This is a genomic window from Pseudomonas sp. LG1D9, assembly GCF_002949995.1.
GTDB classification, from domain to species: domain Bacteria; phylum Pseudomonadota; class Gammaproteobacteria; order Pseudomonadales; family Pseudomonadaceae; genus Aquipseudomonas; species Aquipseudomonas proteolytica.
In genome coordinates this window covers 5,427,412-5,452,811 of record NZ_CP026881.1, presented here as the reverse complement: position 1 = coordinate 5,452,811, position 25,400 = coordinate 5,427,412, and the positions used below count along the sequence as shown (strand labels likewise).

Here is a 25,400-nt window from a genome sequence, read left to right as displayed (position 1 = left end):
GCTTTCACGATGCCGATCAATCACTGGAGCAGGTTCGGCCTGTTCCTGGGGTTGCTGCTGGTGAGCGCCTGCTCGCCGGACGCCCCACCGCCCAGCTCGGTGCAGCGGGTGGACGGGCACCTGGACGCCCAGGGCCTGCTCAGCTATGACCCCAGCGACTACCACGAAACCCGCCAGGGCACGCCGGGCGGCACCTTACGCGTGTCGGCGGCGTTGGATACCGGCACCTTCGATGTGCATTCCAGTTACCACGGCAACGTGCAATGGCTGGCGCGCATCGTCTACGACTGCCTGCTGTATCAGGACGAGAACGGCAAGATTTCGCCCTGGCTGGCCAAGTCCTGGGACGTCTCGCCGGATGGCAAGACCTACACCTTCCACCTGCGTGACGACGTGACCTTCAGCGACGGCGAAAAATTCAATGCCGAGGCGTTGCGGGTCAACCTGGAACATATGCGCGACCCGGCCACCAAATCACCGCTGGCCGCCGCGTATATCGCGCCCTACGTCGACGGCCGGATCATCGACGACTACACCTTCGAAGCGCACCTGCGCGAACCCTACTCGCCGTTCCTGTATGTGCTGGCGCAGTCCTGGCTGAGCATGGTCTCGCCCAAACAGATCCGAGAAGCACCCAAGAGTATCGCCGAGCACCCTATCGGCTCCGGGCCGTTCGTGCTGCAAAGCTATACCCGCGAACAAGGGGCGACCTTTACCAGGCGCGCCGACTACCACTGGGCCCCACCGGTCACCCGACACATCGGCCCGGCCTATCTGGACCGTATCGAGCTGAGCATCATCCCCGAGGCCATGACCCGCTACAGCACCCTGCAATCCAAGCGTTCGGACTTCACCCTGGATGCCCCGGCGCAGAATACGGCGGCAATGCGCGCCTCGCAGAACCTGGTGGTACGCAACCGGATTCGCATGGCCAGCCCTTACCGCAGCCTCACGTTCAACACCCTGCGCTTCCCGTTCGACGATGTACGGGTGCGCAAAGCCGTCGCCCAGGCCATCGACCGTGACGGCCTGGCCTGGATCGCCGGGTTCGGTGAGTTCCTGCCCAAGAGCGATTACCTGGCGGTGAACACGCCGTTCTACGATCCGGCCTACCGCGATGTACTGAAGTACGACGTCGACGCCGCCAACCGCCAACTGGACGAGGCCGGCTGGACCGCGCGCGATGCCGAGGGCTATCGGGTCAAGGATGGCCGGCGCCTGTCGGCGCACTTGCTGGGTTTTGAAAGCCCGCCGTTCCCCAGCAGCGTCGCGGTGGCGGTGCAGGCGGATGCGAAAAAAGTCGGCATGCAATTCATCATTGAAATGATGCCCCTGGCCCAGCTCACCGACCGTCGTACTGCGGGCAATTACGACGCCATCGGCGGTGGCTATTGGCACACCAACACCCCCGACGGCCTGTACATCCTGTACCACAGCGACTCACGGGCCTCGCCCACCAAAAGCGGCAACAACCTCAGCAACCTCAGCGACCCGCGCCTGGACCAACTGCTCAGCGCCGCCCGCCGTTCCCATGACCCGCGAGAACTGCAGGCCCTCTACAGCGCCGCGCAACAACGCCTGACCGAAGTGGTGCCAGCGGTGCCGGACTTCGAGAGCCAGGTGCTGATTGCCTATCGCACGGCGGTCAAGGGGCTGATCTTCGACACCGTGCACAACACCCCATTCTTTACCAGCGTATGGCTGGACCAGGAGGCACCATGAAACGGCTTGCCGCTCGACTACTGGCCGGCGTGGGCGTGCTGTGGGGCGCGGCCACCCTGACCTTCGTCGCTATTCACTTCAGTGCCGGCGACCCGGTGCTGGCGATTCTCGGCGGGCCGGATGCCATTCCCACCCCGCAGCAACTGGCCCAGGTCCGCGAGGAATACGGCTTCGACCAGCCACTGTGGGTGCAATACGGACGCTACGTGGGCCGCATTGCCCAGGGTGATTTTGGCGAGTCGTACCGCCTGCGCATTCCCGTGACCGAAGCCATCGGCAAGCAGATCGGCGCCACGTTGCAGCTGGCCCTGAGCGCTGCACTGTTGGCCATCGGCCTGGCGCTGGCCAGCGCGGTGCTCACCGCCAAGCGCAACCCCTGGGTACGCCGCGTGGCGTCGGCCAGCGAGCTGGTGCTGTCGTCATCGCCGTCGTTCGTGCTGGGGATTTTGCTGTTGCTGGTGTTTTCGTTCCAGTGGCCGGTATTGCCGCCGGCAGGCTCCAACGGCTGGCAAACCCTGATCCTGCCGACCATCGCCCTGGCCCTGCCGATTGCCGGGATGCTCAGCCAGGTGCTGCGCCAGGAACTGGAAGACATCCTCGAACAACCCTTTATCGCCATGGCCCGCGCACGCGGCCTGTCGCAGACCGCGGTGCGCCTGCGCCATGCACTGCGCCATGCCTTGGTGCCGCTGGTGACCCTGTCCGGGTTCATCTTCGCCAGCCTGCTGGGGGGAGCGGTGGTCACCGAAATGCTGTTCGCCCGCCAGGGTATCGGGCGAATGATGCTCGATGCCGCCGTGGCCAAGGATGCGCCGGTGGTGCTGGGGATCACGTTGTTGGCGGCGCTGGTTTATGTGGTGGTGAACCTGTTGGTGGATGTGCTCAACGGGTTGATTGACCCACGGGTTAAACCGCGATGAACACCGGTTTTATGTGGGGGCTGGCTTGTGTGGGAGCGGGCTTGCTCGCGAAGGCGGCGTTTCAGTCAATACATAGGCTGACTGATCCAACGCCTTCGCGAGCAAGCCCGCTCCCACAAAAGCCCGCTCCCACATTGGATCGTCGTCAGCTTTGAATGACTTAATTTCAGATTAGGAACCGACTATGAGCAACACCCAACTGCACGAACGCTTCGCCCCGGTTTTCCAGCGCATTGCCCAGGGCGCGGTGCAGCGTGAACAGGAGCGGACCCTGGCCTTCGACGCCGTCGGCTGGTTGAAACACGCCGGCTTCGGTGCCTTGCGCGTACCGCGTAGCCAGGGCGGCCTGGGCGCCAGCCTGCCCGAGTTGTTCGCCTTGCTCACCGAGTTGGGCAGCGCCGACTCGAACCTGCCGCAGATCGTGCGCGCGCATTTCGGCTTCGTCGAAGGCCGGCTGGTGAGCCAGGACAGTGAATCCCAGGCGTACTGGTTTCCCAAGGTCGTCGCCGGGCAATTGTGGGGCGCAGCCATGGCCGAGCGCAGTGACACCACCACCAACTCGGTGACGCTCAAACCCACCGCCGCAGGCTGGCAACTGGACGGGCAAAAGTACTACTGCACCGGCACCTTGTATGCCGACTGGATCGCCGTGGCCGCCGCCGACGGTGCCGACTTTATCAGCGTGGTGGTGCCCACCGATGCGCCCGGCGTGACCCGCGTGGATGACTGGGACGGGTTTGGCCAGCGCCTGAGCGGCAGCGGCACCACGCGCTTCGACCAGGTGGCGGTGCCCGAGCATCAAGTACTGCGGCGCTTCAAGCCCGGCGAATTGCGGGCCGAGTCGTATATCTCGGCGTTCTACCAGTTGTTCCACCTGGCGACCCTGGCCGGGATCGCTCGGGCCGCGCTGCGCGATGCCGTGGAGTTTGTCCAGGGCCGCACCCGCGCCTTTGGCATCCCCGGGCAATCCAGCCCGCGCCTGGACCCGCTGGTGCAACGGGTGATCGGCAAGCTGTCGAGCCTGGCCTATGCCGCCGACAGCCTGGTACAGACCACCGCGCAGGTGCTGCAAACCACCCATGAGGCCGTGCTCGACGGCTCCATCAGCGAAGCGCAATACGTCGACGCCGATGTGCGTACCTACCAGGCACAGCAAGTGATCCTGCCGCTGGTGCTGGAAGCCACCAGCCTGCTGTTCGAAGTCGGCGGCGCCTCGGCCACCAGCCAAGTGCGGCGCCTCGACCGGCATTGGCGCAATGCCCGCACCCTGGCCTCGCACAACCCGGCGATCTACCGCGAACGGGCCCTGGGCGATTTCTACCTCAACGACGTCAGCCCCGCTGCCGCCTGGCGCGCCGCCCAGGAACAAGCCGTGGCCGACAACCCCGAGCATGCCAGCGCGCGCGATGAAGCCAGCGCCGTCTAACCCCAGGAACCTGCATGAAAAAGCACATGAGCATTGGCATGAACATCCTCGGTTTCGGCGCGCACGCGGCGGCCTGGCGGGTCGGCGAAGTGCCGGCGGATGCCTACCTGGATGTGGAGTACTACCGCAATATCGCGCGTATTGCCGAGCGCGGCTGCCTGGATGCAATCTTCCTGGCCGACGGCCCGGCGCTGGTGGGCGATGTGGCCACGCAGCCGGTGGGCCGCCTGGAACCGACCATCCTGTTGACTGCCGTGGCCCTGGCCACGCAACACATCGGCGTGATCGCCACCGCCTCCAGCACCTATAACGATCCCTACAACCTGGCCCGGCGCTTTGCCTCCCTGGACCATATCAGCGCGGGCCGCGCGGCCTGGAATGTGGTGACCAACGCCACCGATGCCGCCGCACAGAATTTTGGCCTGGCCAACCAACTGCAGCACGCGCAGCGCTATGCCCGCGCCGAGGAGTTTATCGACATCGCGTGCAAGCTCTGGGACAGCTGGGAGGACGACGCGATCATCGGCGATGCCGGCAGCGGGCGCTACGCACACCCCGACAAGATCCACAGCCAGGACTTTGTCGGCCAGCACTTCTCCATCAAGGGCCCGCTGAACCTGCCCCGCTCACCCCAAGGCCGCCCGGTGCTGGTACAGGCAGGCTCGTCGGAAGGCGGCAAGGCCCTGGGCTCGCGGTATGCCGATGCCATTTTCACCACCCAGACCAGCCTGGAAGATGGCCTGCACTTCTACCGCGACATGAAGCAACGCGCCGCGCACTGGGGGCGCAATCCCCAGCACCTGAAAATCATGCCGGGCCTGTCCACGGTGATCGGCAGCAGCGAGGCCGAAGCCCATGCGCGCTTTGATCAACTCAATGCCTACCACGGCGAACATGGCCTGATCCAGCAGGTGGCCGCACGGGTCGGCATCCCGGCCGAAGAGCTGGAGCTGGATGCGCCGCTGCCGTGGGCGCGGATCGGTGAAGTGGGCACTTATGAACAAGGTTCCCAGGGGTTTCTCGAAGCCCAGCTCAACCTGGCCCGCCGCGAAGGCCTGACGGTGCGTGAACTGTCCCAGCGCATCCTGGTCGGCCATCGGCTGCTGGTGGGCACCCCGGAACAGGTGGCCGACACCCTCGAACACTGGTTCCTCGCGGGCGCGGCCGATGGCTTCAACATCATGCCGGACATGTTTCCCTCGGGGGTCGAGGTGTTTGTCGATGAGGTGGTGCCGCTGCTGCGCAAGCGCGGGGTGTTCCGCCATGAATACAGCGGTAGCACGTTGCGTGAGCATTTGGGCTTGCCGTACCCGCAAAGCCAGTATGCAAGGAGCCGCCATGAAACCCACTAACCCAGTGGTGAGCGGGCTTACCCGCGCGGGGCTGCGCAGCCCTCCCGGCCCTCTACCGGGCAACCCCGTTCTGCGCGCTATGTTGGGGCTGCTTCGCCGCCCAACGCGGGCAAGCCCGCTCGCCACAAGGGGGCGCGCCACTGTCAGGCCTGGGTTGGCCCTGGCCTGGCTGTTTTTGATCGCGCTTATCCTCGCTGCCATTGCCCCCCATTGGCTGACCGGCGTCGACCCACTGGCCGCCGCCGCCCGCAACGCCTACCTGCCCCCCAGCAGCAGCCACTGGCTGGGCACCGATGAAAACGGGCGCGATGTACTCGCCCGCTTGATCCACGGGGTGCGTCCTTCGCTGTTGATGGGCCTGGTGTCCACGGCCATCGGCCTCGGCGTCGGGATCATCCTCGGCTTGGCGGCGGGACTTGGCCCGCGCCTGGTGGATGGCGCAATCATGCGTTTGATCGATGTGTTGCTGGCGTTTCCCGACCTGCTGTTGGCCCTGGTGATCATCACGTTCTGGGGCCAGGGCCTGTGGATCACGCTGATCGCAGTGGGCGTGGCGAGCATCCCGCGCTTTGCGCGAATGGTGCGTGCGCAGACCCTGGTAGTGCGCGATGCGCCCTACGTCGAAGCCGCCACCACCCTCGGCCGACATCGTGCAGCCGTGGTGTTGCGGCATGTGCTGCCCAATGCGATCAAACCGATCCTGATCCTCGCCACCATTGGTATCGGGCACAACATCATCACCGGCGCGGCCTTGAGTTTCTTAGGCTTTGGCGCCTCGCCGCCCGCGCCGGAATGGGGTTCGATGCTCGCCATGGGCCGCAATTACCTGGCCAATGCCTGGTGGTTGGTGGCCTGGCCGAGCGTGGCAATCATCCTGACGGTGGTGTCGATCACCGCCATTGGCCGTGACTGGCTGGCACGCAGTGAGGGTAAATCCCGATGAGTACGTTAGTGCAAGTGCAAGACCTGCGGGTGCAGTTTGGCCACACACCGATTATCAAGGGCATATCGTTCAGCCTGGCCGCCGGTGAATGCCTGGCGCTGGTGGGCGAGTCTGGCTCGGGCAAAACCGTCACCTCACGCACCCTGAGCGGCCTGAGCGGCGCCGGCTCACGGGTACAGGCCGAACGCCTGGCGTTTGCCGACATCGACCTGCGCCAGTTGGACGACCGTGCCTGGCAGACCCTGCGCGGTGCGCAGATCGGCTTTGTGATGCAAGACGCCCTCGGCTCCCTCGACCCCCTGCGCCCGGTGGGCAAGGAGATTGCCGAACCGTTGCGCTTGCACACGCAACTGGATCGCGATGCGCGCCAGGCGCGGGTCATCGAGTTGCTACGTTCGGTGGGTGTCCCACAACCGGAACTACGCGCGTTGCAGTACCCCCATCAACTGTCGGGCGGGCTGCGCCAACGGGCCCTGATCGCCTCGGCGATTGCCGCAGGCCCGCGGCTGTTGATTGCCGATGAGCCGACCACGGCGCTGGACGCCACGGTGCAGGCGCAAGTCCTGGCGCTGCTGGAATCCCTGCGTTCCCAGGCCATGGCGATGCTGGTGGTCAGCCATGACCTGGCGGTGGTGTCGCGCCTGGCGGACCGGGTGGCGGTGATGCATCACGGGGTGATTGTCGAGCAGGGCCCGGTGGAGGCGATCCTGCATGATCCGCAGCACCCTTACACCCAATCGCTGCTGCGGGCTGGGCGCGCCGTGCATTTCCAACGACCGAACCGGGCGGCGCCGAAGGTGGCCAGTGTCGAGCGTTTCGACCTGCCGTTGATCGAGGCGCGCAACCTGCAAAAAACCTTTATCGGCCCCGACGGCCAGCCCCATGTCGCGGTACACAACGCCAGCTTCAGCCTGCGGGCTGGGGAAACCCTGGGGATTGTCGGCGAGTCCGGCAGTGGCAAGACCACCCTCACCCGCATGCTGCTAGGGCTGGAACGCCCGGACGCCGGCGATGCGTGGCTTAACGGGCGGCCCTGGAGCGCACTCAACGATCAGCAACGCCGCCAACTGCGCCAGCGCATCCAGGTGGTGTTCCAGGACCCGCAAAGCTCGTTTGACCCGCGCTACACCGTGGCCCGGGTGCTGAACGAGGCGCTGCAAGTGGCGGGCCTGCCACGCCGCGAATGGCCGGCACGCACCCTGGAGCTGCTGGAGTTGGTGCGCCTGGATGCCAGCGTGCTCGACCGCCGCCCCTTGGAGCTTTCCGGCGGCCAGCGGCAACGTATCGCCATTGCCCGGGCGCTGGCGCCCAACCCCCAAGTGCTGGTGTGCGACGAACCGGTGTCGGCCCTGGATGTGTCGGTGCAGGCGCAGATCCTCGCGCTGCTGGCCGACCTCAAGTCACGCCTGAAACTGGCCTGCCTGTTCATCTCCCACGACCTGGGCGTGATCAACCAGGTCAGCGAACGGGTGCTGGTGATGAAGGACGGCGAAGTCGTGGAAAGCGGCACGGTGCGCGACGTATTTGACCACCCCCAACATGCCTACACCCGCGCCCTGCTCGACGCCATCCCGCAGATCGACCGGCCGGCCCCGGTGCCCGAGCACCACTTCATTACCTATGCCATTGCCATATAAGGATTGTCATGAGCTTTTTGTCCGTGCCAGAGCTGTTGCAGCGTGCCGCTGTGTTATTGCCGCAGATCGCCGAGGGCGCCGCCGAACGCGAGCGCACCCGGCAACTGCCCCATGAGCAGATCCGCCAGCTGGCCGCAGCACGCCTGCTGACCCTGCGTATTCCTCAGCGCTATGGCGGCAGCGAGTCCAGTGTGCGCGAGGTGGTGCAGTTCGTGATCGACCTGGCGGCAGTGGATTCCAATATCGCCCAGTCCCTGCGCCCCAGCTTTGCCTTTATCGAGAGCTTGCTGGTGCAAAAGTCCGAAGCCGAGCGCCAGTTATGGTTTGCCCACTACCTGCAGGGCGAGGTGTTCGGCAACGCCGGCTGGGAAATCGGTGGCGCCAACGGCCAGGTCAGCGCGCGGATCGTGCCGGAGGGCGAACACTTTCGCGCCAATGGCAGCAAGTACTACAGCACTGGCGCGCTGTATGCCGATTGGGTCAGCGCAGTAGCCCTGGATGAAAACGAGGAGCCGGTGTCATTCGTGGTGCCCCGCGACCGCGAAGGCCTGGAACTGGTGGATGATTTCGACGCCATGGGCCAGCGCCTGACGGCCAGCGGCACCACGCGCCTGAACAACGTGCTGGTGCGCCGCGAAGAAATCCGCACACGGGTGGTGGAGGAAGGCCAGCGTTCGATCATCACGCCGTTCCTGCAACTGTTCCTCGGCGCGGTGCAGGCCGGTATCGCGCGCAATGCCTTGAACGATGCGGTGGCCTTTGCCAAGGAACATGCGCGGCCGATCAAGCACAGCAGCGCCAGCCGCTCGGTGGACGATCCCTATGTGGAGTTTTCCGTGGGTGAGATCTCGGCACGCGCGTTTGCCGCTGAAGCCGTGGTGCTGCGTGCGGCTGACCGCATCGACGCCGCGTGGGCCAATGCGCTGGATCACCAGTCGGTGACCCGCGCAGCCATTGACGTGGCCCAGGCGCAATACATCGCCGCCGAGTCGGCACTCAAGGCCGCTGAACTGCTGTTCGACGTGGGCGGCGCTTCCACTACCGGGCGCAGCCATAACCTCGACCGGCACTGGCGCAATGCGCGCACCGTGGCCAACCACAATCCGCGGCACTGGAAGGCCGCGGTGGTCGGCGCCTATCGGCTCAAGGACACCGAGCCACCGACGTCGGGCTTGTTCTAGAGCCTTGCTCTCTGGTATTGCATAGCAACTGTCTGCGCTTTTGAGGAGTTCACCATGATTTACCGCACGCTGGGCCAGTCCGGGCTCAAGGTCAGCCCACTGACCCTGGGCACCATGATGTTTGGCGAACAGACCAACACCGAAGACTCGCTGCGCATCATCGACAAGGCCTGGGACCAGGGCATCAACTTCATCGACACCGCCGACGTCTACACCGGCGGGCGCTCGGAAGAAATTGTCGGCGAAGCCATCAGCCGGCATCGCGACGATTGGGTCGTGGCCTCCAAAGTCGGCTTCGGCCCGCCGGACGGCCTGCCCAACCGCAGCGGCCTGAGCCGCAAGCGCATTTTCAACGCACTGGAGGCCAGCCTCACCCGCCTCGACACCGACTACCTGGACATCTACTACCTGCACCGCGAAGACCACGCCACCCCATTGGAGGTCACGATTTCGGCGATTGGCGATCTGATCCGCCAGGGCAAGATCCGTTATTGGGGACTGTCCAACTACCGGGGCTGGCGCATCGCCGAAGTGGTACGCGTGGCCGAACGCCTGGGGGTGGACCGGCCGATCATCAGCCAGCCGTTGTACAACATCGTCAACCGCCAGGCCGAGGTGGAACAGATCACTGCAGCGGCGGCCTATGGCCTGGGCGTGGTGCCCTACAGCCCGCTGGCCCGTGGCGTGCTCAGTGGCAAGTACGCACCGGACATCACCCCCGAAGCCGGCAGCCGCGCCGCCCGCCAGGACAAACGCATCCTGGAAACCGAATGGCGCGTGGAATCGCTGCGCATCGCCCAGCAGATCCAGCAATACACCCAAGGGCGTGGCGTGGGGATTGTCGAATTTGCGATTGCCTGGGTCCTGAACAACCAGGCGGTCAGCTCGGCGATTGTCGGGCCGCGTACCGAGGCGCAGTGGGACGCCTATACCGGGGCGCTCGAGGTGAAGATCAGTGCTGAGGACGAGGCGTTTATTGATTCGCTGGTGACGCCGGGGCATGCGTCGACACCGGGGTTCAATGATGTGGGGCACTTTGTCTCGGGGCGAGCTGTACGGCCTTAACGGATGATCTGAGTAAAACGGGGGAAGAGTTTCCCCCGCATTAAACGTGACTGACAGTCGAGCGCTATAGGGGCTGATCGAAAAAGCTGTTTGGGTTGATGCTCCCGCTCTGCACATAGAAGTCCGAGTCACTAAAGACACTGACGTCATACTCAGGCATCGCGCGATCGGCACCAAAAGGTTTGAATGTACTCCCCACTTTTCCGCTGTTGAGCAGGCTCTCTAATGCTTTCTCCATAGCCTGCTGAGTTGGAAACTTGGCCAGCCCGAAATTCGGATCGTAAAAAAAGAAACTTTTATTATTATTTTCTACAATCACCCCGGCAATAACGCCATGCCCCTTATCACTTATCTTAAATGTGGTGGTCGCCGTGGCACTGCCCAGCTCTCCGATAATATCCTTGTAGGTCATCCTCTTAACCGGTTGACTGCCATGAAAACTGTAAGCGACATTATCATGCAGCGTGCTAAGATTCTTTCTGAAATTCAGGATCTTGGGATCTTTTGACGCAGCTGTAGCCTTATATAAGTTAGCAATCAGCACATCTTCTTTCCCCTGAGATATAGCCAGGGCCATACTATTCGAGAGGGCAGCACACTCACCATTACTTAACACATCAACTTCTGACAGGTAAAGATTTTGTGGCATTCCCTTAGCGGTACCGCCTGCAGCCTCGACCTCACTTTTAAAATGTAAAAAATCCTCAAGACTTTTACCCGCCTTACGTTTTTCCAGAACCCTGACCAAGACACCTATTTGTTCGGAGGTTCGCTCGGGCTTCAAAGCGAGCTCTTTGATCTGATAACTTTTCATGCCTTTATAGTAACCACTGATACTGTCCGGGCTTCCGCTGTTGTAACCTCGCTCATAACTTGCACTATCAGGACCGTATTTTGCATTATCCATTTTAACTCTGAACTTATCGTTAATAAATGGATCTACGGGCTGCGAGCTTTCTCCTAATAAATATTCTTTCCATCCGTCAATTCTGTTCTGACTGGAAGGTGTAGAAGACGAGCCAACTCTTGCTTCCCAGACACCGGCTTCATTAGGCTTAGCGACAGTGCTGCTGCTTACCAGTTTCGATGGATCTTTTGGGTCTGGCACCCGTAGCAGGTAGTGCGTCCCGTCCCCGGCATCCGGTTTATCAGCAGCAAAATATTTGCTGCCATTAAACTCTATCTCACGTATCCCCGCGTCACTCCTGGATAACGGAGCCGTATTGAGTCTGAACTGCTTGACTCCCTTGCCAATATCATCGGCCGCGTTCCCCGCCCATTTAATCCCCTGCACACCGCCCTCCCATTTAACTCCCGAAACGCCAGGACTGCGAGTAAAACCAAGCATCTTTTTTGTAAAGGTGGAAAGCGGAGGAAACGCCGATTTCACGGCCCGAACAGCCCCTTTGCTCAAACTGGACGCCACTTCTCCGACAGGCAACGTGAAAGAAAGCAGGTCTACCCATATCTTGGCAACGCCCTCTATGGGGCGGCCTGCAATGATGGCCTCAATGCCGTGCCAAAGGGGAACAAATCCCTTCAGGAACTCTCGACGCTTACCCCTGGACGCACTGAGTTCCTTATAATTTTTCCTATCGTCTTTTTCGGCCTGGGTTACACGTTCGGGATCCTCTTCTGCCATATACAGCAGATCCAGATCTTTAGCATAAAACAACTTCTCCGAGATATTATTTGCAATGTCATTGGATCGCTTGGAGGATAAGGTTTGCGGCGTGGCTTGTTCGCCTGAACTGGGCTCGGCATCGGAAAACTTGCCAAGAGGCTCTAACGTATAGAGCTTCGCATGAAAAACCTCGTTATTCGGCCGAAGATCGGACTGGCTATCAACCCTAGGTTGATACTGAGCGCCCTGTAGACTTGGCTTGTCCCACACAGAAAACTCTTTGGAATAACTGCCGTCTTCAAGTTTTTTTTGCCCAATCGCACTACTCCCATTGAAAACGCCAGCATAATTATTATGCTTGCGTGCAATGCCGCGCGCAGGGTCAATTTCATAGATCGTTGTTTTTCCCTTATACACTGCTTTAATCAAAAAACTTCCACGTTCCAGGTCGTCTTTGTCCCCGGGGGGCTTCAGCGCATAAGTGCTTACCGCACCATGCTCTATGGCGATCCGGTCTTCCGGGCTCAACGTCGAAATCAGTTGTTTTATAAGAACACCGTAAGCCTTTTTTTTGTTTGCAAGATCAGCCTTGAAGTCGTCAGCAAACCTCTTGTCGTCATAGAGGGCGGTTGGGTACTTCTTATTATCCGGATCGTTGTGCCCAGCGATGGGCGACACCCACTGCGTCCCGGTAAAGTAATTTTTGCGCATAGGCATTGGAGTCGTAAGACTGGTAATGGACTTTGCCATCTCCTCCAGATGTAAATCGAGCGCCGACGCTGCTTTGTGAATATCATCTTTTGAGTAGTCGTTTTTTTTCGCAAGAATGCCATTCGCCACGGCCCAATCCAACGCAGGTGCAATTCTTGTCGACGCAATCAGCGCCTCCTGCCCTGGCGTCGTAGCCTCAGCACTCATTTTGCCGGGATAAGCGATCAACTGCTCCCGAGTCATCCGCTTGGAAGACCCCGGTTCAATCATTTCGGCAAGATTGATACCGTGCTGGTAATTCACCCAAACTGCGGAGGTTTTGGTTAACCCATCCCCAGCATCTTCGCTCGCCGCTTGAGGCTGTCCTGCCGGGCCCACCGCCGATGCCGACGAGCCGACAGAACGCAGGTCGCGCCTCCCCCCGTCTTGAACTGCACGCGTATCCTCAGGAGGAAGAGTTGGATACCGCGTAGATGGCAAGCTATTCACATCGGTTTTCATCATCAGTCATCTTCTTTTGACGGAGTTTTCCCTGGCTCACGTGAGACGCACAGCCTGGATTACCGATGTATGTGAATGTTGCCTACAAATTTGTTCCAGATGATGGATGACAAAGTGTTACCAAGTTTTCACGGGGCCCGATGAACCGCTTAGCCCAGCGGCACATCCAGACTGACCTTGACCCGGTCCATCACCACGATGCTGCGAAACCATTTGATATTACGGTTCTCGTAAAACAGCGTGCGCGCCAGGGTTTCGTAGGCCTTCATGGTTTCCACCACGACCACCAGCATAAAGTCCGCATCGCCGGTAACGTAATAGCACTGCTGCACCTCGGGGATCGACATCTGCGCCTTGAGCACGTCGAGGTCTTCGATATGGGTGCGCTCGGCGTGCACTTCCACCAGGATCGTGATCGGCTTGCCCACCGCGTCCTGATTGACCACCGCCGTATTCGCGCTGATCGCCCCGCTCTGCTCCATGCGTTTGATGCGCCGCTGTACCGCTGCGGTCGACAGGTTGACCTGCTCGCCAATCACCCGCAGCGCGGTGGTGTTGTCCCGTTGCAGGTGCTTGAGAATCGCGCGGTCGAAATCATCCAGGGGCGGTGGAGGGCTGACGGGCATGCTGGCGAACCTTGGACGTGAGAAAATTTCCCATAAGATGCCGTAAAACAGAGCAAACGTCTCACCTCAAAAGCAATATATTCCCACCTGAAATTACCCCCTCTTTTGTTTGAATCGGTTTGGCGAGGACTGCGTGTCTAAAGGCGTTGTTTTATCGGTAGCGGCCTCGGTGCTGTTTGCCGTGATGTATTACTTCACATCACTGCTCACGCCCTTGAGTGGCCTGGAGATTTTCGGTTGGCGCATGTTGCTGACCGTGCCGTGCATGACGGTGTTCATGGTGGTCAGCGGTGAGTGGCGCCACGTGTGGGAGTTGCTGCGTTTGCTTGCGGGCAAACCACAGTTGATCGGTGGGATTGTGCTGTCGTCGGTGCTGCTGGGGGTGCAGTTGTGGCTGTTTATGTGGGCACCGCTCAATGGCCGCAGCCTGGATGTCTCCCTGGGCTACTTCTTGCTGCCACTGACCATGGTCCTCACCGGGCGCCTGGTGTATGGCGAAAAGCTCTCGCGGCTGCAACTGATCGCGGTGGTGTTGGCGGCGATTGGCGTGCTTAACGAGTTGTACCAGGTGGGCGGCTTCTCCTGGGCGACGCTGCTGGTGATCATCGGTTATCCGATCTACTTCGTGCTGCGCAAACGCTTGGCGACCGACCACTTGGGCGGCCTGTGGCTGGATATGGCGCTGATGCTGCCGGTGGCGCTGTGGTTTGTCCAAAGTGGCGAGCAGGGCTTCGCCGTGCTGGATGCACACAAAGGCTTATATGGGTTGATCCCGATGCTCGGGCTGATCAGTGCTTCGGCGCTGGTGTGCTACATCATCGCCAGCCGCCTGTTGGCGTTCAGCCTGTTCGGCCTGCTCAGCTATGTGGAGCCGGTGCTGTTGCTGGGGGTGGCGCTGCTGCTGGGGGAAAGTATCGGGCCGGGTGAGTGGTTGACCTATATCCCGATCTGGCTGGCAGTGATGGTGTTGGTGTTTGAAGGGTTCAAGCACCTGATGCGGCAGCGTAGAGCCTGACCCAATAACTGTAGGAGCGAGCTTGCTCGCTCCTACAAAAAGCCCTGTCAGTCGGTGGTCAGTACGCCGCGACGAACCTGGTCACGTTCGATGGATTCGAACAGGGCCTTGAAGTTGCCTTCGCCAAAGCCGTCATCCCCTTTGCGCTGGATGAACTCGAAGAACACCGGGCCCATCAAGGTTTCCGAGAAGATCTGCAGCAGCAGGCGCTTGTCGCCGGCCACGGACGAGCCGTCCAGCAAAATACCCCGGGCCTGCAATTGGTCTACCGGTTCGCCGTGGTTTGGCAGGCGGCCTTCGAGCATTTCGTAGTAGGTGTCTGGCGGCGCGGTCATGAAGCGCATGCCGATCTTCTTCAACGCGTCCCAGGTCTTGACCAGGTCTTCGGTGAGGAAGGCTACGTGCTGGATGCCTTCACCGTTGAACTGCATCAGGAACTCTTCGATCTGGCCTGCTCCCTTGGACGATTCTTCGTTCAACGGGATGCGGATCATGCCATCCGGGGCGCTCATGGCCTTGGAGGTCAGGCCGGTGTATTCACCCTTGATGTCGAAGTAGCGCGCTTCACGGAAGTTGAACAGCTTCTCGTAGAAATTGGCCCAGTAGACCATGCGCCCGCGATAGACGTTGTGGGTCAGGTGGTCGATAACCTTCAGGCCTGCGCCCACCGGGTTGCGGTCCACACCGTCGATAAACACGAAGTCGATATCGTAGATCGAGCTGCCTTCGCCGAAACGGTCGATCAGGTACAGCGGCGCGCCGCCGATGCCCTTGATGGCCGGCAGGTTGAGTTCCATCGGGCCGGTTTCGATATGGATCGGCTGGGCGCCAAGTTCCAGGGCGCGGGTGTAAGCCTGTTGCGAGTCCTTGACGCGGAACGCCATGCCACACACCGACGGACCATGCTCGGCGGCAAAGTACGAAGCGATGCTGTTGGGCTCGTTGTTGAGGATCAGGTTGATCGCGCCCTGGCGGTACAGGTGCACGTTTTTCGAGCGGTGGGTCGCAACCTTGGTGAAACCCATGATCTCGAAGATCGGTTCCAGGGTGCCCGGGGTCGGCGATGCGAATTCAATGAATTCAAAGCCCATCAGGCCCATTGGGTTTTCGTATAGATCTGCCATGATTTGGCGCCTCATCATCTTTTTAGAATTAAGTAAATTAATTGCCAGCAAGGATGAGGTAGGTAGGTGGCGCACAGGAAATGCCCCGCACGCTGCGGGCGAGGAAGTCACCGTAGATGAGTTGGAACCCGAGTAGCTTCATGGTTGGATCATTCTCTTACGGGCGTCTCTGACGGACGAGGCCTGCATGGAAACAGGCGCTTATTCTTGTATGCGTAAACCGATTCTACACAGCGTAAACAGCTTTGTCCGTATTCCTTATCAAATCCCTATGCCCTGGCGGGCGCAAGGGGTTTATTGCCCAGGTAGATGCCCAGCAGGATCAACGCCCCACCGAAGCACATCGCAGTGCTCAGTTGCTCGTCGAGCAGCAACGCGCCACACACCACGGCCGTCAGCGGGTTGAGGGCGATAAACACACCGGCGCGGGTCGCGCCGATACGCCGGATACCGTCGTAATAACCGATGTAGGCCAGGGCCGAACCCAATACGCCGAGGTAAAGCAGGCCCAACAGATGCGGCCAATGGATGGTATCCAGCGCTTGCACGGTCAACCGGCCAGTCACCAGGGTGGCGAGGCACAGCATCAAGGTGCCCAGCAGCACCGACCAGGTCACCGTCTGCAAGGGGCCAAGGCTATGGTTCAGCGTGCGTGAACCCAGGGAATACACGCCCCAACTCAGCACACAGCCAAAAATCAACAGGTCGCCGATCCACGCATCTGCCCTGCCCTGCAACAGCAATGGGTTGCGGCTGACAATCACACACGCGGCGCCCCCCAGGCACAGCGCGATGCCTAGCACTTGGCGGCGCCCCAACCGCTCCTTGAACCACCAGCATGACGCCAGGCCAATCACCGCCGGGTTGAGGGCCACAATCAAGGAGGCGCGCGAGGCATTGATAAAATGCAGGCCATAGAAGAAACATAGGTTGTAGAAGAAGATCCCGAAAAAGCCCAACAGCACCAACCGCACCATTTGCGCAGGCGCAGGGCACGCCAGGGGGATCCGGGCAAAGGCCATGAACAGCAGTAACGCCAGGCTGGCCAGGATAAAGCGCAGGCTGGCCGTCAGCAGCGGATCCAGATCCGCGGCGAGAAATCGGCCGGCAACAAAAGTGCCGCCCCAGATCATGGTGACGGCCGCGAGCTTGGCGTAGGTCAGACGGTCGCCAGCAAGCACAAAGGTTGAACTGAGCATAAGGATCCTGGGTATCTGGCAGGCTGATTGGCGTATTCTTTTCCTAATGCCAAGTCATCGTAAAATGAGCAAAACCTCATGACCCTCACACAATTGGAAATTTTCTCGCTGGTGGCACAACTGCAGGGTTTCACCAGCGCCGCCCATCGGTTGGGCATCAGCCAGTCGGCGGTGTCCCATGCCATCAAGTCTTTGGAGCAGGAACTGGGGGTGGAACTGTTCCGTCGCCAGCAGTCACGGGTCGAACTCAGCGATATCGGCCAGCAATTGCTGTTGAGGGCGCGGGCGATGCTGGGGCTGGCCAGTACCTTGCAACAGGAAGCAGCCGATGCTCGAGGCATGAAAAGCGGGACGCTGCGCATCGGCTCCTTCGGGCCAACCGCGTCCATTCACCTGCTGCCCAGGATCCTTGAACACTTTCGCCAGGCGCACCCGGGAATCGAGGTGCATGTGGATGAGGGCCCCGACCGTCAAGTGCTGCAATGGCTGGAAGAGCGACGCATCGACGTGGGTTTTGTGGTGTTGGAACAGGAGCGCCTGGACACCTTTGCGCTGTTCGAAGACCAGATGGTCGCCCTGCTGCCCATAGGGCATGCCCTCGCCCACCAGGCCAGCGTAAAGCTCAAGGACTTGTGTCACGACCCGTTTGTCCTGACCGAGGCCGGCTCTTCAGAGTTGGTAGAGCGCTTATTCCACAGTGCCCGGCTCAAACCCAACGTGCGCTACCGCTGTTCGCAGCTGCTCAGCACCCTGGACACCGTCAGCCGGGGTGCGGGCGTGAGCGTAGTGGCCCAGGCCTCGCTGCCCCAGGACGATCAGCCACGCTACGTGCAGCGGCCATTAGCGCCCAGGGTGGCGCGGCAAATCGGTTTGGCGGTGCTGGACCGGCGCCAGTCGTCTCCGGCAACCCTGGCATTTATCCAGATGGCGCAGAGCGTGACCGCTGATTTTTTGTCAGGGCGGTGACTCATCCAAGCAGTGACGCAATAGACCAGACAGCCTTTCCCCGTCAAAATGTGTTGCAAGGTTTGGCAAAGCTACCCACACGCACAGCGAGTCAAGTGGCTAGATCAACGTGCGGCAGATGCTAATTTCCAGAGGCCAACTATCCTCCAGATATCCGACGTATTGCCTGTAGCCGTTACCAGGCGTCTCCCTCATTCTGCTACAGGCTGCATACATGCCACTTACCCTCAAAGGCCCGCGCAAACGCGCTGCCCGTTACTCGATCTCCATACTGTGCGGCCTGCTGCCGATTCTGCTGGGTGTGCTCATCCTGTATGTGCAGGCACAACGCACCCTGGAGCAAAGCACCGAGCACACAGCCATTGAGGCCGTGCGCCAATTCGACCTGATGCTCGATAACACCGCACTCGCCGCCCAGGAACTGCTGCCACTGGCCGGCAAGGACTGTGACAACGCAGCGCAACTGGCGCTGCGCGAGCAAGTCACGCGGCGCCCGTTCGTGCGCGCAACCACATTGTCCTGGCAAAAAACTATTTATTGCACGTCGTTGTTTGGCGGCGATCGTGTCTCGGCGGTCAACCCCGACGACTACGTCAATGGCCGCCTGTGGCTGATGAATGGCAACCCGGTCACGCCCAATACCGCGCTGCTGGTGTACCGGCTGGTGGAAGGTGACAAGGCGGCGTTTGCCTCGATTGACGGCTATCACCTGACTAATGCCCTGCGCCTGATCAGCCGTTACGCCGACCTCGTGTTGCAGGTGGGGCCCAATTGGTTGGGCAGCGACGGCCAAGTCCACACCAGCGCGCCGCCGGTCTTTGCCGTGGCCCATCACCAACTCGGTTCCCAGCGTTATGCCTACAGCGTGGAAGCCGGGATGCCCGAAGGTGAAGTGTGGCGTTACATGGAGGCGCGCTACCCGGCCTTGTTCAGCCTGGTGGTGTTTTTCGGGGTGCTGGCAGGCGCGCTCGCGCACTGGCTGCAAAAACGCTCTTCGGCCCCCACCCATGAACTGCAGCGGGCCCTGGGCGCCAATGAATTCGTGCCGTACTACCAACCAGTGGTTCGCGGCGACAGCCTGCAATGGGCCGGCTGTGAAGTGCTGATGCGCTGGCAGCATCCAAAGGAAGGCCTGGTACGCCCGGACCTGTTTATCCCCCTGGCCGAGCACTCCGGGCTGATCGTGCCCATGACCCGCGCGCTGATGCGCCAGGTTGCCACACAACTGGCGCCCCATGCCGACCGCCTGGGCGAGAACTTCCACGTGGGCATCAATATCACCGCCCGGCATTGCCAGGACCTGGAGTTGGTGCAGGATTGCCGGGAGTTCCTCGCAGCCTTCAAGCCGGGCCAGGTCCTGTTGACCCTGGAGCTGACCGAGCGCGAACTGATCGAGCCCACCGACGTCACCCGCCAGTTGTTCCAGGCCTTGCACGAACTGGGGGTGATGATCGCCATTGATGACTTCGGCACTGGGCACTCCAGCCTCGGTTACTTGCGCAACTTCAATGTTGACTACTTGAAGATTGATCAAAGCTTCGTGGCGATGATCGGAGCCGATGCTTTATCGCGGCATATACTCGACAGCATCATCGAGTTATCGGGCAAGCTTGACTTGGGCATCGTCGCCGAAGGCGTGGAAACCCAAGAGCAGTGCGATTATCTGGCGGCACAAGGCGTGGACTTTTTGCAGGGTTACCTGTTTGGCCGCCCAGTGCCGTTTGACGCATTCATTCAATCTTTGCGTGGCGCTTGAATATCGATCTAGCATCATTGTGAAATATTGTTATTTATACAAAAGACATGATTTACTCGTGACTCATTAACTACTACAATTTTTCCTGCCTGCGCCGAATTGGCAGGAGAGCCACATTTACCGAGTCATGCTGAGGCTCTTGGCTTATAGCTTTGTTTACAGTTGGTATCAGCCAAATACACTATTGGAGTAAAGATTTTGTCCAGACTCGCCGAATTTCGCGCAGCAGAAAAAGCCCTTCAAGAACAGCTCGCCCAGCTGGAATCCCTGAAGAACGACGCTGGTTTGAAGAAAGAAATCGAATTTGAAGAAAAGCTTCAAGGGCTGATGAAAACCTACGGCAAGAGCCTGCGCGACATCATTTCCATCCTTGATCCAAACCCGGGCAAATCGGGGATTCAGGTGGCCGCTGCCCCTAAAACCCGTCGCGCACGTGTAGTCAAGGTGTATCACAACCCACACACTGGCGAACTGATTGAAACCAAGGGCGGCAACCACCGCGGCTTGAAGGCCTGGAAAGAACAGTACGGCGCAGCCACTGTAGATTCCTGGTTGCGCGGCTAATACTGACGCACTAATAAAAGCCCCGCAGATGCGGGGCTTTTTTTGTGCGCTGCGATTTTCACGACCTGCCGCTTTCGCAAGTGAACTTCTAAATACATTCCACTTCGTACACATTCAGCGACCCGTGGCTCTACGCTACGGCCCCATAGTTATGTGTTTTTTCTCACGCAACCATGTCAGCCATCTAGCCATCACCGATCAAAGTTTCAGGCTTGCACGCACCGCGCTGACTTCGTCTTTGCTCGACTCATAAGCCTGCGCTTGTCCGGCGTATGAAAAAACATAGGCCTTATTCGTATCAATAGCGCCCACCAGTGTTTGCGAGAGCACATGCCGACCGTTCTCGGTAATCACGCAGGTAGTTTCCAGCGCTTCAAGATGACTTAAGGTAGTCGCGTGCATCTTGTTGCAGACACTTTGATAACCACTGCGGGCAAAGTCCTTCTGGATGGACTTGCGCATCTCCAGCAATACACCTTGCAGATTGACCACATGCCCTGGCTCGATCGGCGTGCCCGTCAGCTCCATGACCATCAGCGTCTCGCCATTTTCATCGTTCTTTATCGCGCGCTGACGGGAAACCGTTGACGGCTTGGCCGGCGTATCGGCATCCGCGACAACCTCCTCCACCTGCCAGCCGCTGGGCCAATGAATTTCGGGCTCGGCCGCCAATACAGGTGTACAACCGAAGATCAGGCAAAAGGTGGTCAACAATGGTTTGCTCAATCGGCTCATTGCAAAAAACACTCGAAGTTCAAGCCGCAAAGTTTGAGCCTGACCATGGGCCGCTCGCAAGGCCCGCGTGAGTTTTTCATTTGGCGCGGCCGGCGCAGCTTGCGTATCATGGTTTCGCTGCACAGATCTGCCGCAAGCCAAAGGGCCGCTCAATCCACGAGCTGCGCCTGCCCCATTTTTTCTGGAGGGCCCATGAGCCTGCACGAATTGAACACCTTCCCGGGCGTCACCGCCCAACCCGACACCGCCACTTCGAACTTCGTGTTCAACCACACCATGCTGCGGGTCAAGGACATCACCAAGTCGCTGGACTTCTATACCCGCGTCCTGGGTTTCTCCCTGGTTGAGAAACGCGACTTCCCGGAAGCCGAATTCAGCCTGTACTTCCTCGCCCTGGTCGACAAGGCGCAAATCCCGGCCGATGCCGCCGCGCGCACCCAGTGGATGAAGTCTATCCCAGGCATCCTGGAACTGACCCACAACCACGGCACCGAAAACGATGCCGATTTCTCCTACCACAATGGCAACACCGACCCACGTGGCTTTGGCCATATCTGCATTTCGGTGCCGGATATCGTTGCGGCCTGTGAGCGGTTTGAAGCGTTGGGCTGTGATTTCCAGAAACGCCTGACGGATGGCCGCATGAAAAGCCTGGCGTTTATCAAGGACCCGGATGCTTACTGGGTCGAGATCATCCAGCCAGCACCGCTGTAAACGGGCGCATACCCTGTAGGAGCAGGCTTGCCGGCGATTGCATCCCAGGCCAACCAGCTCCCACAAAAGCAACACCCAAAAAAAACCCATGATCGCTCATGGGTTTTTTAGTTTCAGGCCTTACGCTCGGATCAGGTGATCAAAAGCACTCAGGGAAGCCTTGGCGCCCTCACCCACGGCAATCACGATCTGCTTGTACGGCACGGTCGTTACGTCACCGGCGGCAAATACGCCTGGCAGTGAAGTCTCGCCACGGGCATCGACAATGATCTCACCACGGGGCGACAGCTCCACGGTGCCCTTGAGCCAATCGGTGTTGGGCAGCAAACCGATCTGCACAAAGATGCCTTCCAGGTCGATGGTCTTGAACTCGCCGGTATCGCGATCCTTGTAGGCCAGGCCGGTGACTTTCTGGCCATCACCCTTGACCTCACTGGTCAACGCACTGGTGATCACGTCAACGTTCGGCAGGCTGTAGAGCTTGCGCTGCAACACGGCGTCGGCGCGCAACTTGCTGTCGAACTCGAGCAAGGTCACGTGGCTGACAATACCGGCCAAGTCGATGGCCGCTTCAACGCCAGAGTTACCGCCGCCAATCACCGCCACACGCTTGCCCTTGAACAGCGGACCATCGCAGTGCGGGCAGAAGCACACGCCCTTGGCCTTGTATTCCTGCTCGCCCGGCACACCCATTTCGCGCCAGCGCGCACCGGTCGCCAGGATCACGGTCTTGGACTTGAGAGTCGCGCCACTTTCAAAGCGAATTTCGTGCAGTTCGCCGGGATTTTTCGCCGGGATCAAGCTGCTGGCACGCTGCAGGTTCATGATATCCACGTCGTACTGACGCACGTGGGCTTCCAGGGCGCTGGCCAGTTTCGGGCCTTCGGTTTCCTGCACCGAGATAAAGTTCTCGATGGACATGGTGTCCAGCACCTGCCCACCAAAACGCTCGGCGGCTACACCGGTACGGATGCCTTTACGCGCAGCGTAGATGGCCGCCGCTGAACCGGCTGGGCCACCACCAACGACCAACACATCAAAAGCGTCTTTGGCGCTGATTTTCTCGGCTGCTTTTTCGATACCGCTGGTGTCAAGCTTGGCGAGGATTTCTTCCAGGCCCATGCGACCCTGGCCGAAGTTCACACCGTTAAGGTAGACGCTAGGGACCGCCATGACCTGACGCTCGTCGACTTCAGCCTGGAACAGCGCGCCGTCGATAGCAACGTGGCGGATGTTCGGGTTGAGTACGGCCATCAGGTTCAGCGCCTGGACCACGTCCGGGCAGTTCTGGCAGGACAGCGAGAAGTAAGTCTCGAAGTTGAACTCACCTTTAAGGCTACGAATCTGTTCAATCACTTCGACACTGGCCTTCGAAGGGTGGCCACCGACTTGCAACAGGGCCAGCACCAACGAAGTGAATTCATGGCCCATGGGGATGCCGGCAAAACGCAGGCTGATATCGGCACCCGGGCGGTTGATGGAGAACGATGGCTTGCGCCCGTCGTTACCATCGGTGTTCAGGGTAATCAGCGTAGTGAGGCTGGTTACGTCCTGCAAAAGGGCAAGCATTTCCTGGGATTTCGCACCGTCGTCGAGGGAGGCGACGATCTCGATCGGCTGGGTGACCCGTTCCAGGTATGACTTCAACTGAGCTTTAAGATTGGCGTCCAACATACGGGCGATTTCCTATTAATTCGGTTTATTGCAGACAAAAAAACGCCCGAGCGAATCTCGCCCGGGCGTTTTGAGGGCGGATGCAGCTTACTTAGGTGCGGTAATCCGCCCTTGATACATCACAGACTTAGATCTTGCCGACCAGGTCCAGGGACGGAGCCAGGGTGGCCTCGCCTTCTTTCCACTTGGCTGGGCACACTTCGCCTGGGTGGGCAGCGACGTACTGGGCAGCCTTGATTTTGCGCAGCAGCTCGGAAGCGTCACGGCCAACACCGCCGTCGTTCAGTTCAACGATCTTGATCTGGCCTTCCGGGTTGATCACGAAAGTGCCGCGGTCTGCCAGGCCAGCTTCTTCGATCAGCACGTCGAAGTTGCGGGAGATGGTCAGTGTCGGGTCGCCGATCATGGTGTACTGGATCTTGCCGATGGCTGGCGAGGTGTTGTGCCAGGCAGCGTGGGCAAAGTGGGTGTCGGTGGAAACGCTGTAGATCTCGACGCCCAGTTTCTGGAATTCGGCGTAGTTGTCAGCCAGGTCTTCCAGTTCGGTTGGGCAGACGAAAGTGAAGTCGGCTGGGTAGAAGAATACGACAGACCACTTGCCTTTCAGGTCAGCGTCCGACACGTCTACGAAGTTGCCGTTTTTGTAAGCGGTCGCTTTGAACGGTTTTACTTGGCTGTTGATGATAGGCATCGTTGACTCTCCGTCAGGGGTTAGTAAGTTGATGGGTGAATCCTACCCAGTCTCATTGCCGATGGCTCATTGGCAAACCTGATGCTGCCGATTGGTTTTGGCTATCAACCAACTGTATTAATAGAAGAAATCTTAAAGCAGCGGATCGCGGGCCAACGTCATGCCAAGAAAGGGCGTCGCTTCAACATAGCGCATGGCTGACTTCATGTCCTTCCAGCCGACATACGTCATCAACGACTTCAAATCCCAACCGCTGCGATGGGCCCAGGTGGCAAAGCCACGGCGCAGGGAGTGGCTGGTGTATTGCTCGGCGGCAATGCCTGCTCGCTCAAGGGCCTGGCGCAGCAATGGGATCACGCTATTGGCATGCAACCCCTCCTCGCCCAGGTTGCCCCAGCGATCGATCCCGCGAAACACTGGGCCGCGCACCAGGGCCGAGGCGCTCAGCCATTCGCTATAGGCCTGCACCGGGCACAGGCGCAGAAGCGCCGGGGCTTGATAGGTCTTACCGAGGTTTTCGCGATCACTCTTGCTGCGTGGCAAGTACAAGGTGATGCCCGCTCCCGGCACCGCCTGCACGTGCTCGATCTGCAGCCGACACAACTCATCACTGCGAAAGCCGCGCCAAAAGCCCAGCAGGATCAATGCCCCATCGCGCTTGGCGCGCAGCCAGCGCGGTCGGTCGTCCTCTGCCCGCGCCTGCTCAGCTTCACCCGCCAGGTAACTGACCACCTGCTCCAGATGCTGGAGCTGCAAGGGTTCGGCCTGTTTTTCCTGGGCGGGATGCAAAGCGCGGATGCCCTTGAGCACTTTGCGCACCACCGGCGCCTTGGTGGGGTCTGCAAAGCCCTGGCTGGTGTGCCATTGCGCCAGCGCCGAAAGCCGCAGCTTCAACGTATTGACCGCGAGCACCCCGGCATGGGCCACCAGGTATCGCGCCACACTGTCGCTGGTGGCCGGCAGGAAGCCGCCCCAACTCACTTCAAAGTGTTCGATGGCAGCGCGATAGCTGCGGCGGGTGTTATCGCGGGTGGCGGCGTTCAGGTAACGATCTAATTCACTCATACCGCTATCGCCGGCAAGCCGGCTCCTACAAGGGTTGGTGTACGGGTGCTGGGCTCGGATGGGGGCCGGCAACCGCTGACAAGGGATAATACGCCAATATCCCATGTGTAAAATCATGAATTCAAACGTATTTTAATTTGTGATATGGTATGTATCTACATAGTACATACCACAGTATCAAATCGACGG

At 60.0% G+C, this 25,400-nt stretch carries 21 protein-coding genes; 13 read left to right on the top strand and 8 right to left on the bottom strand.

Going from position 1 to position 25,400, the window contains the following annotated elements; genetic code table 11:
- Positions 1–9 precede the first annotated feature (9 nt).
- The 8 genes from C5F71_RS25250 to C5F71_RS25210 all read left to right on the top strand — a co-directional run bounded on the left by C5F71_RS25250 (position 10) and on the right by C5F71_RS25210 (position 10,246).
- Positions 10–1,722, top strand: coding sequence for an ABC transporter substrate-binding protein (locus C5F71_RS25250; RefSeq protein ID WP_104912246.1), 1,713 nt, complete (start codon positions 10–12; stop codon positions 1,720–1,722).
- Positions 1,719–2,642: an ABC transporter permease gene (locus tag C5F71_RS25245; protein ID WP_029294693.1), complete on the top strand. Its 924-nt coding sequence runs from the start codon at positions 1,719–1,721 to the stop codon at positions 2,640–2,642. The genes C5F71_RS25250 and C5F71_RS25245 overlap by 4 nt, the downstream gene beginning before the upstream one ends.
- A 184-nt stretch (positions 2,643–2,826) precedes the next feature.
- Positions 2,827–4,068: an acyl-CoA dehydrogenase family protein gene (locus C5F71_RS25235; protein WP_070996277.1), complete on the top strand. Its 1,242-nt coding sequence runs from the start codon at positions 2,827–2,829 to the stop codon at positions 4,066–4,068.
- A 14-nt stretch (positions 4,069–4,082) separates the two neighbouring features.
- Entirely contained in the window at positions 4,083–5,420 is a 1,338-nt protein-coding gene (locus C5F71_RS25230; RefSeq protein WP_104912245.1) for an LLM class flavin-dependent oxidoreductase, read from the top strand.
- A gap of 175 nt (positions 5,421–5,595) precedes the next feature.
- On the top strand, positions 5,596–6,363 hold the full coding sequence (locus C5F71_RS25225) for an ABC transporter permease (RefSeq protein WP_240160289.1): 768 nt from the start codon (positions 5,596–5,598) through the stop codon (positions 6,361–6,363).
- Complete coding sequence (locus tag C5F71_RS25220) at positions 6,360–8,000, top strand: ABC transporter ATP-binding protein (protein WP_104912244.1); 1,641 nt, start codon at positions 6,360–6,362, stop codon at positions 7,998–8,000. Before C5F71_RS25225 ends, C5F71_RS25220 begins: the two co-directional genes overlap by 4 nt.
- An 8-nt stretch (positions 8,001–8,008) precedes the next feature.
- Entirely contained in the window at positions 8,009–9,181 is a 1,173-nt protein-coding gene (locus tag C5F71_RS25215) for an acyl-CoA dehydrogenase family protein (RefSeq protein ID WP_104912243.1), read from the top strand.
- Positions 9,182–9,235: 54 nt separating this feature from the next.
- On the top strand, positions 9,236–10,246 hold the full coding sequence (locus tag C5F71_RS25210) for an aldo/keto reductase (RefSeq protein WP_092236378.1): 1,011 nt from the start codon (positions 9,236–9,238) through the stop codon (positions 10,244–10,246).
- A 64-nt stretch (positions 10,247–10,310) separates the two neighbouring features.
- On the opposite strand, the gene C5F71_RS25205 is transcribed toward C5F71_RS25210, so the two are convergent.
- Together C5F71_RS25205 and C5F71_RS25200 are read right to left on the bottom strand one after the other, a co-directional pair.
- Entirely contained in the window at positions 10,311–13,085 is a 2,775-nt protein-coding gene (locus C5F71_RS25205) for a hypothetical protein (protein WP_104912242.1), read from the bottom strand.
- A 146-nt stretch (positions 13,086–13,231) separates the two neighbouring features.
- The gene (locus C5F71_RS25200; protein ID WP_104912241.1) at positions 13,232–13,708 is read right to left on the bottom strand and encodes an Lrp/AsnC family transcriptional regulator; all 477 of its coding nucleotides are present in this window, start codon (positions 13,706–13,708) and stop codon (positions 13,232–13,234) included.
- 133 nt (positions 13,709–13,841) lie between these two features.
- Here C5F71_RS25200 and rarD point away from each other — a divergent pair, with 133 nt between their 5' ends.
- A complete protein-coding gene (rarD, locus tag C5F71_RS25195; RefSeq protein ID WP_029294674.1) occupies positions 13,842–14,723 on the top strand; it encodes an EamA family transporter RarD in 882 nt (293 codons plus the stop codon).
- 47 nt (positions 14,724–14,770) lie between these two features.
- Here rarD and hppD read toward each other — a convergent pair whose 3' ends face one another.
- Together hppD and C5F71_RS25185 are read right to left on the bottom strand one after the other, a co-directional pair.
- Positions 14,771–15,847, bottom strand: a complete 1,077-nt coding sequence (gene hppD, locus C5F71_RS25190) for a 4-hydroxyphenylpyruvate dioxygenase (protein WP_029294672.1) — start codon at positions 15,845–15,847, stop codon at positions 14,771–14,773.
- Between the two features lie 269 nt (positions 15,848–16,116).
- A complete protein-coding gene (locus tag C5F71_RS25185; protein WP_104912240.1) occupies positions 16,117–17,046 on the bottom strand; it encodes a DMT family transporter in 930 nt (309 codons plus the stop codon).
- A 78-nt stretch (positions 17,047–17,124) separates the two neighbouring features.
- On the opposite strand from C5F71_RS25185, the gene C5F71_RS25180 reads away from it, so the two are divergent.
- From C5F71_RS25180 to C5F71_RS25170, 3 genes are all read left to right on the top strand, one after another.
- A complete protein-coding gene (locus C5F71_RS25180) occupies positions 17,125–18,012 on the top strand; it encodes a LysR family transcriptional regulator (RefSeq protein ID WP_104912239.1) in 888 nt (295 codons plus the stop codon).
- 214 nt (positions 18,013–18,226) lie between these two features.
- Complete coding sequence (locus C5F71_RS25175) at positions 18,227–19,768, top strand: EAL domain-containing protein (RefSeq protein ID WP_104912238.1); 1,542 nt, start codon at positions 18,227–18,229, stop codon at positions 19,766–19,768.
- Between the two features lie 198 nt (positions 19,769–19,966).
- Complete coding sequence (locus C5F71_RS25170; RefSeq protein ID WP_029294664.1) at positions 19,967–20,332, top strand: histone-like nucleoid-structuring protein, MvaT/MvaU family; 366 nt, start codon at positions 19,967–19,969, stop codon at positions 20,330–20,332.
- Positions 20,333–20,530: 198 nt separating this feature from the next.
- On the opposite strand, the gene C5F71_RS25165 is transcribed toward C5F71_RS25170, so the two are convergent.
- Complete coding sequence (locus C5F71_RS25165) at positions 20,531–21,067, bottom strand: DUF4946 domain-containing protein (protein ID WP_029294661.1); 537 nt, start codon at positions 21,065–21,067, stop codon at positions 20,531–20,533.
- A gap of 192 nt (positions 21,068–21,259) precedes the next feature.
- On the opposite strand from C5F71_RS25165, the gene gloA reads away from it, so the two are divergent.
- Positions 21,260–21,781 (top strand): lactoylglutathione lyase, encoded by a 522-nt coding sequence (gene gloA / locus C5F71_RS25160; protein ID WP_092236355.1) that lies wholly within the window; start codon positions 21,260–21,262, stop codon positions 21,779–21,781.
- A 120-nt stretch (positions 21,782–21,901) separates the two neighbouring features.
- Here the strand turns inward: gloA and ahpF are convergent, their stop codons facing one another.
- The 3 genes from ahpF to C5F71_RS25145 form a co-directional block, all read right to left on the bottom strand.
- Entirely contained in the window at positions 21,902–23,455 is a 1,554-nt protein-coding gene (ahpF, locus tag C5F71_RS25155; protein ID WP_070996290.1) for an alkyl hydroperoxide reductase subunit F, read from the bottom strand.
- 127 nt (positions 23,456–23,582) lie between these two features.
- Entirely contained in the window at positions 23,583–24,146 is a 564-nt protein-coding gene (ahpC, locus tag C5F71_RS25150) for an alkyl hydroperoxide reductase subunit C (RefSeq protein ID WP_010210361.1), read from the bottom strand.
- Between the two features lie 132 nt (positions 24,147–24,278).
- Positions 24,279–25,211 carry a site-specific integrase gene (locus C5F71_RS25145; RefSeq protein WP_104912237.1) on the bottom strand — a complete coding sequence of 311 codons (933 nt, stop codon included), beginning with the start codon at positions 25,209–25,211 and terminating at the stop codon, positions 24,279–24,281.
- Positions 25,212–25,400 lie beyond the last annotated feature (189 nt).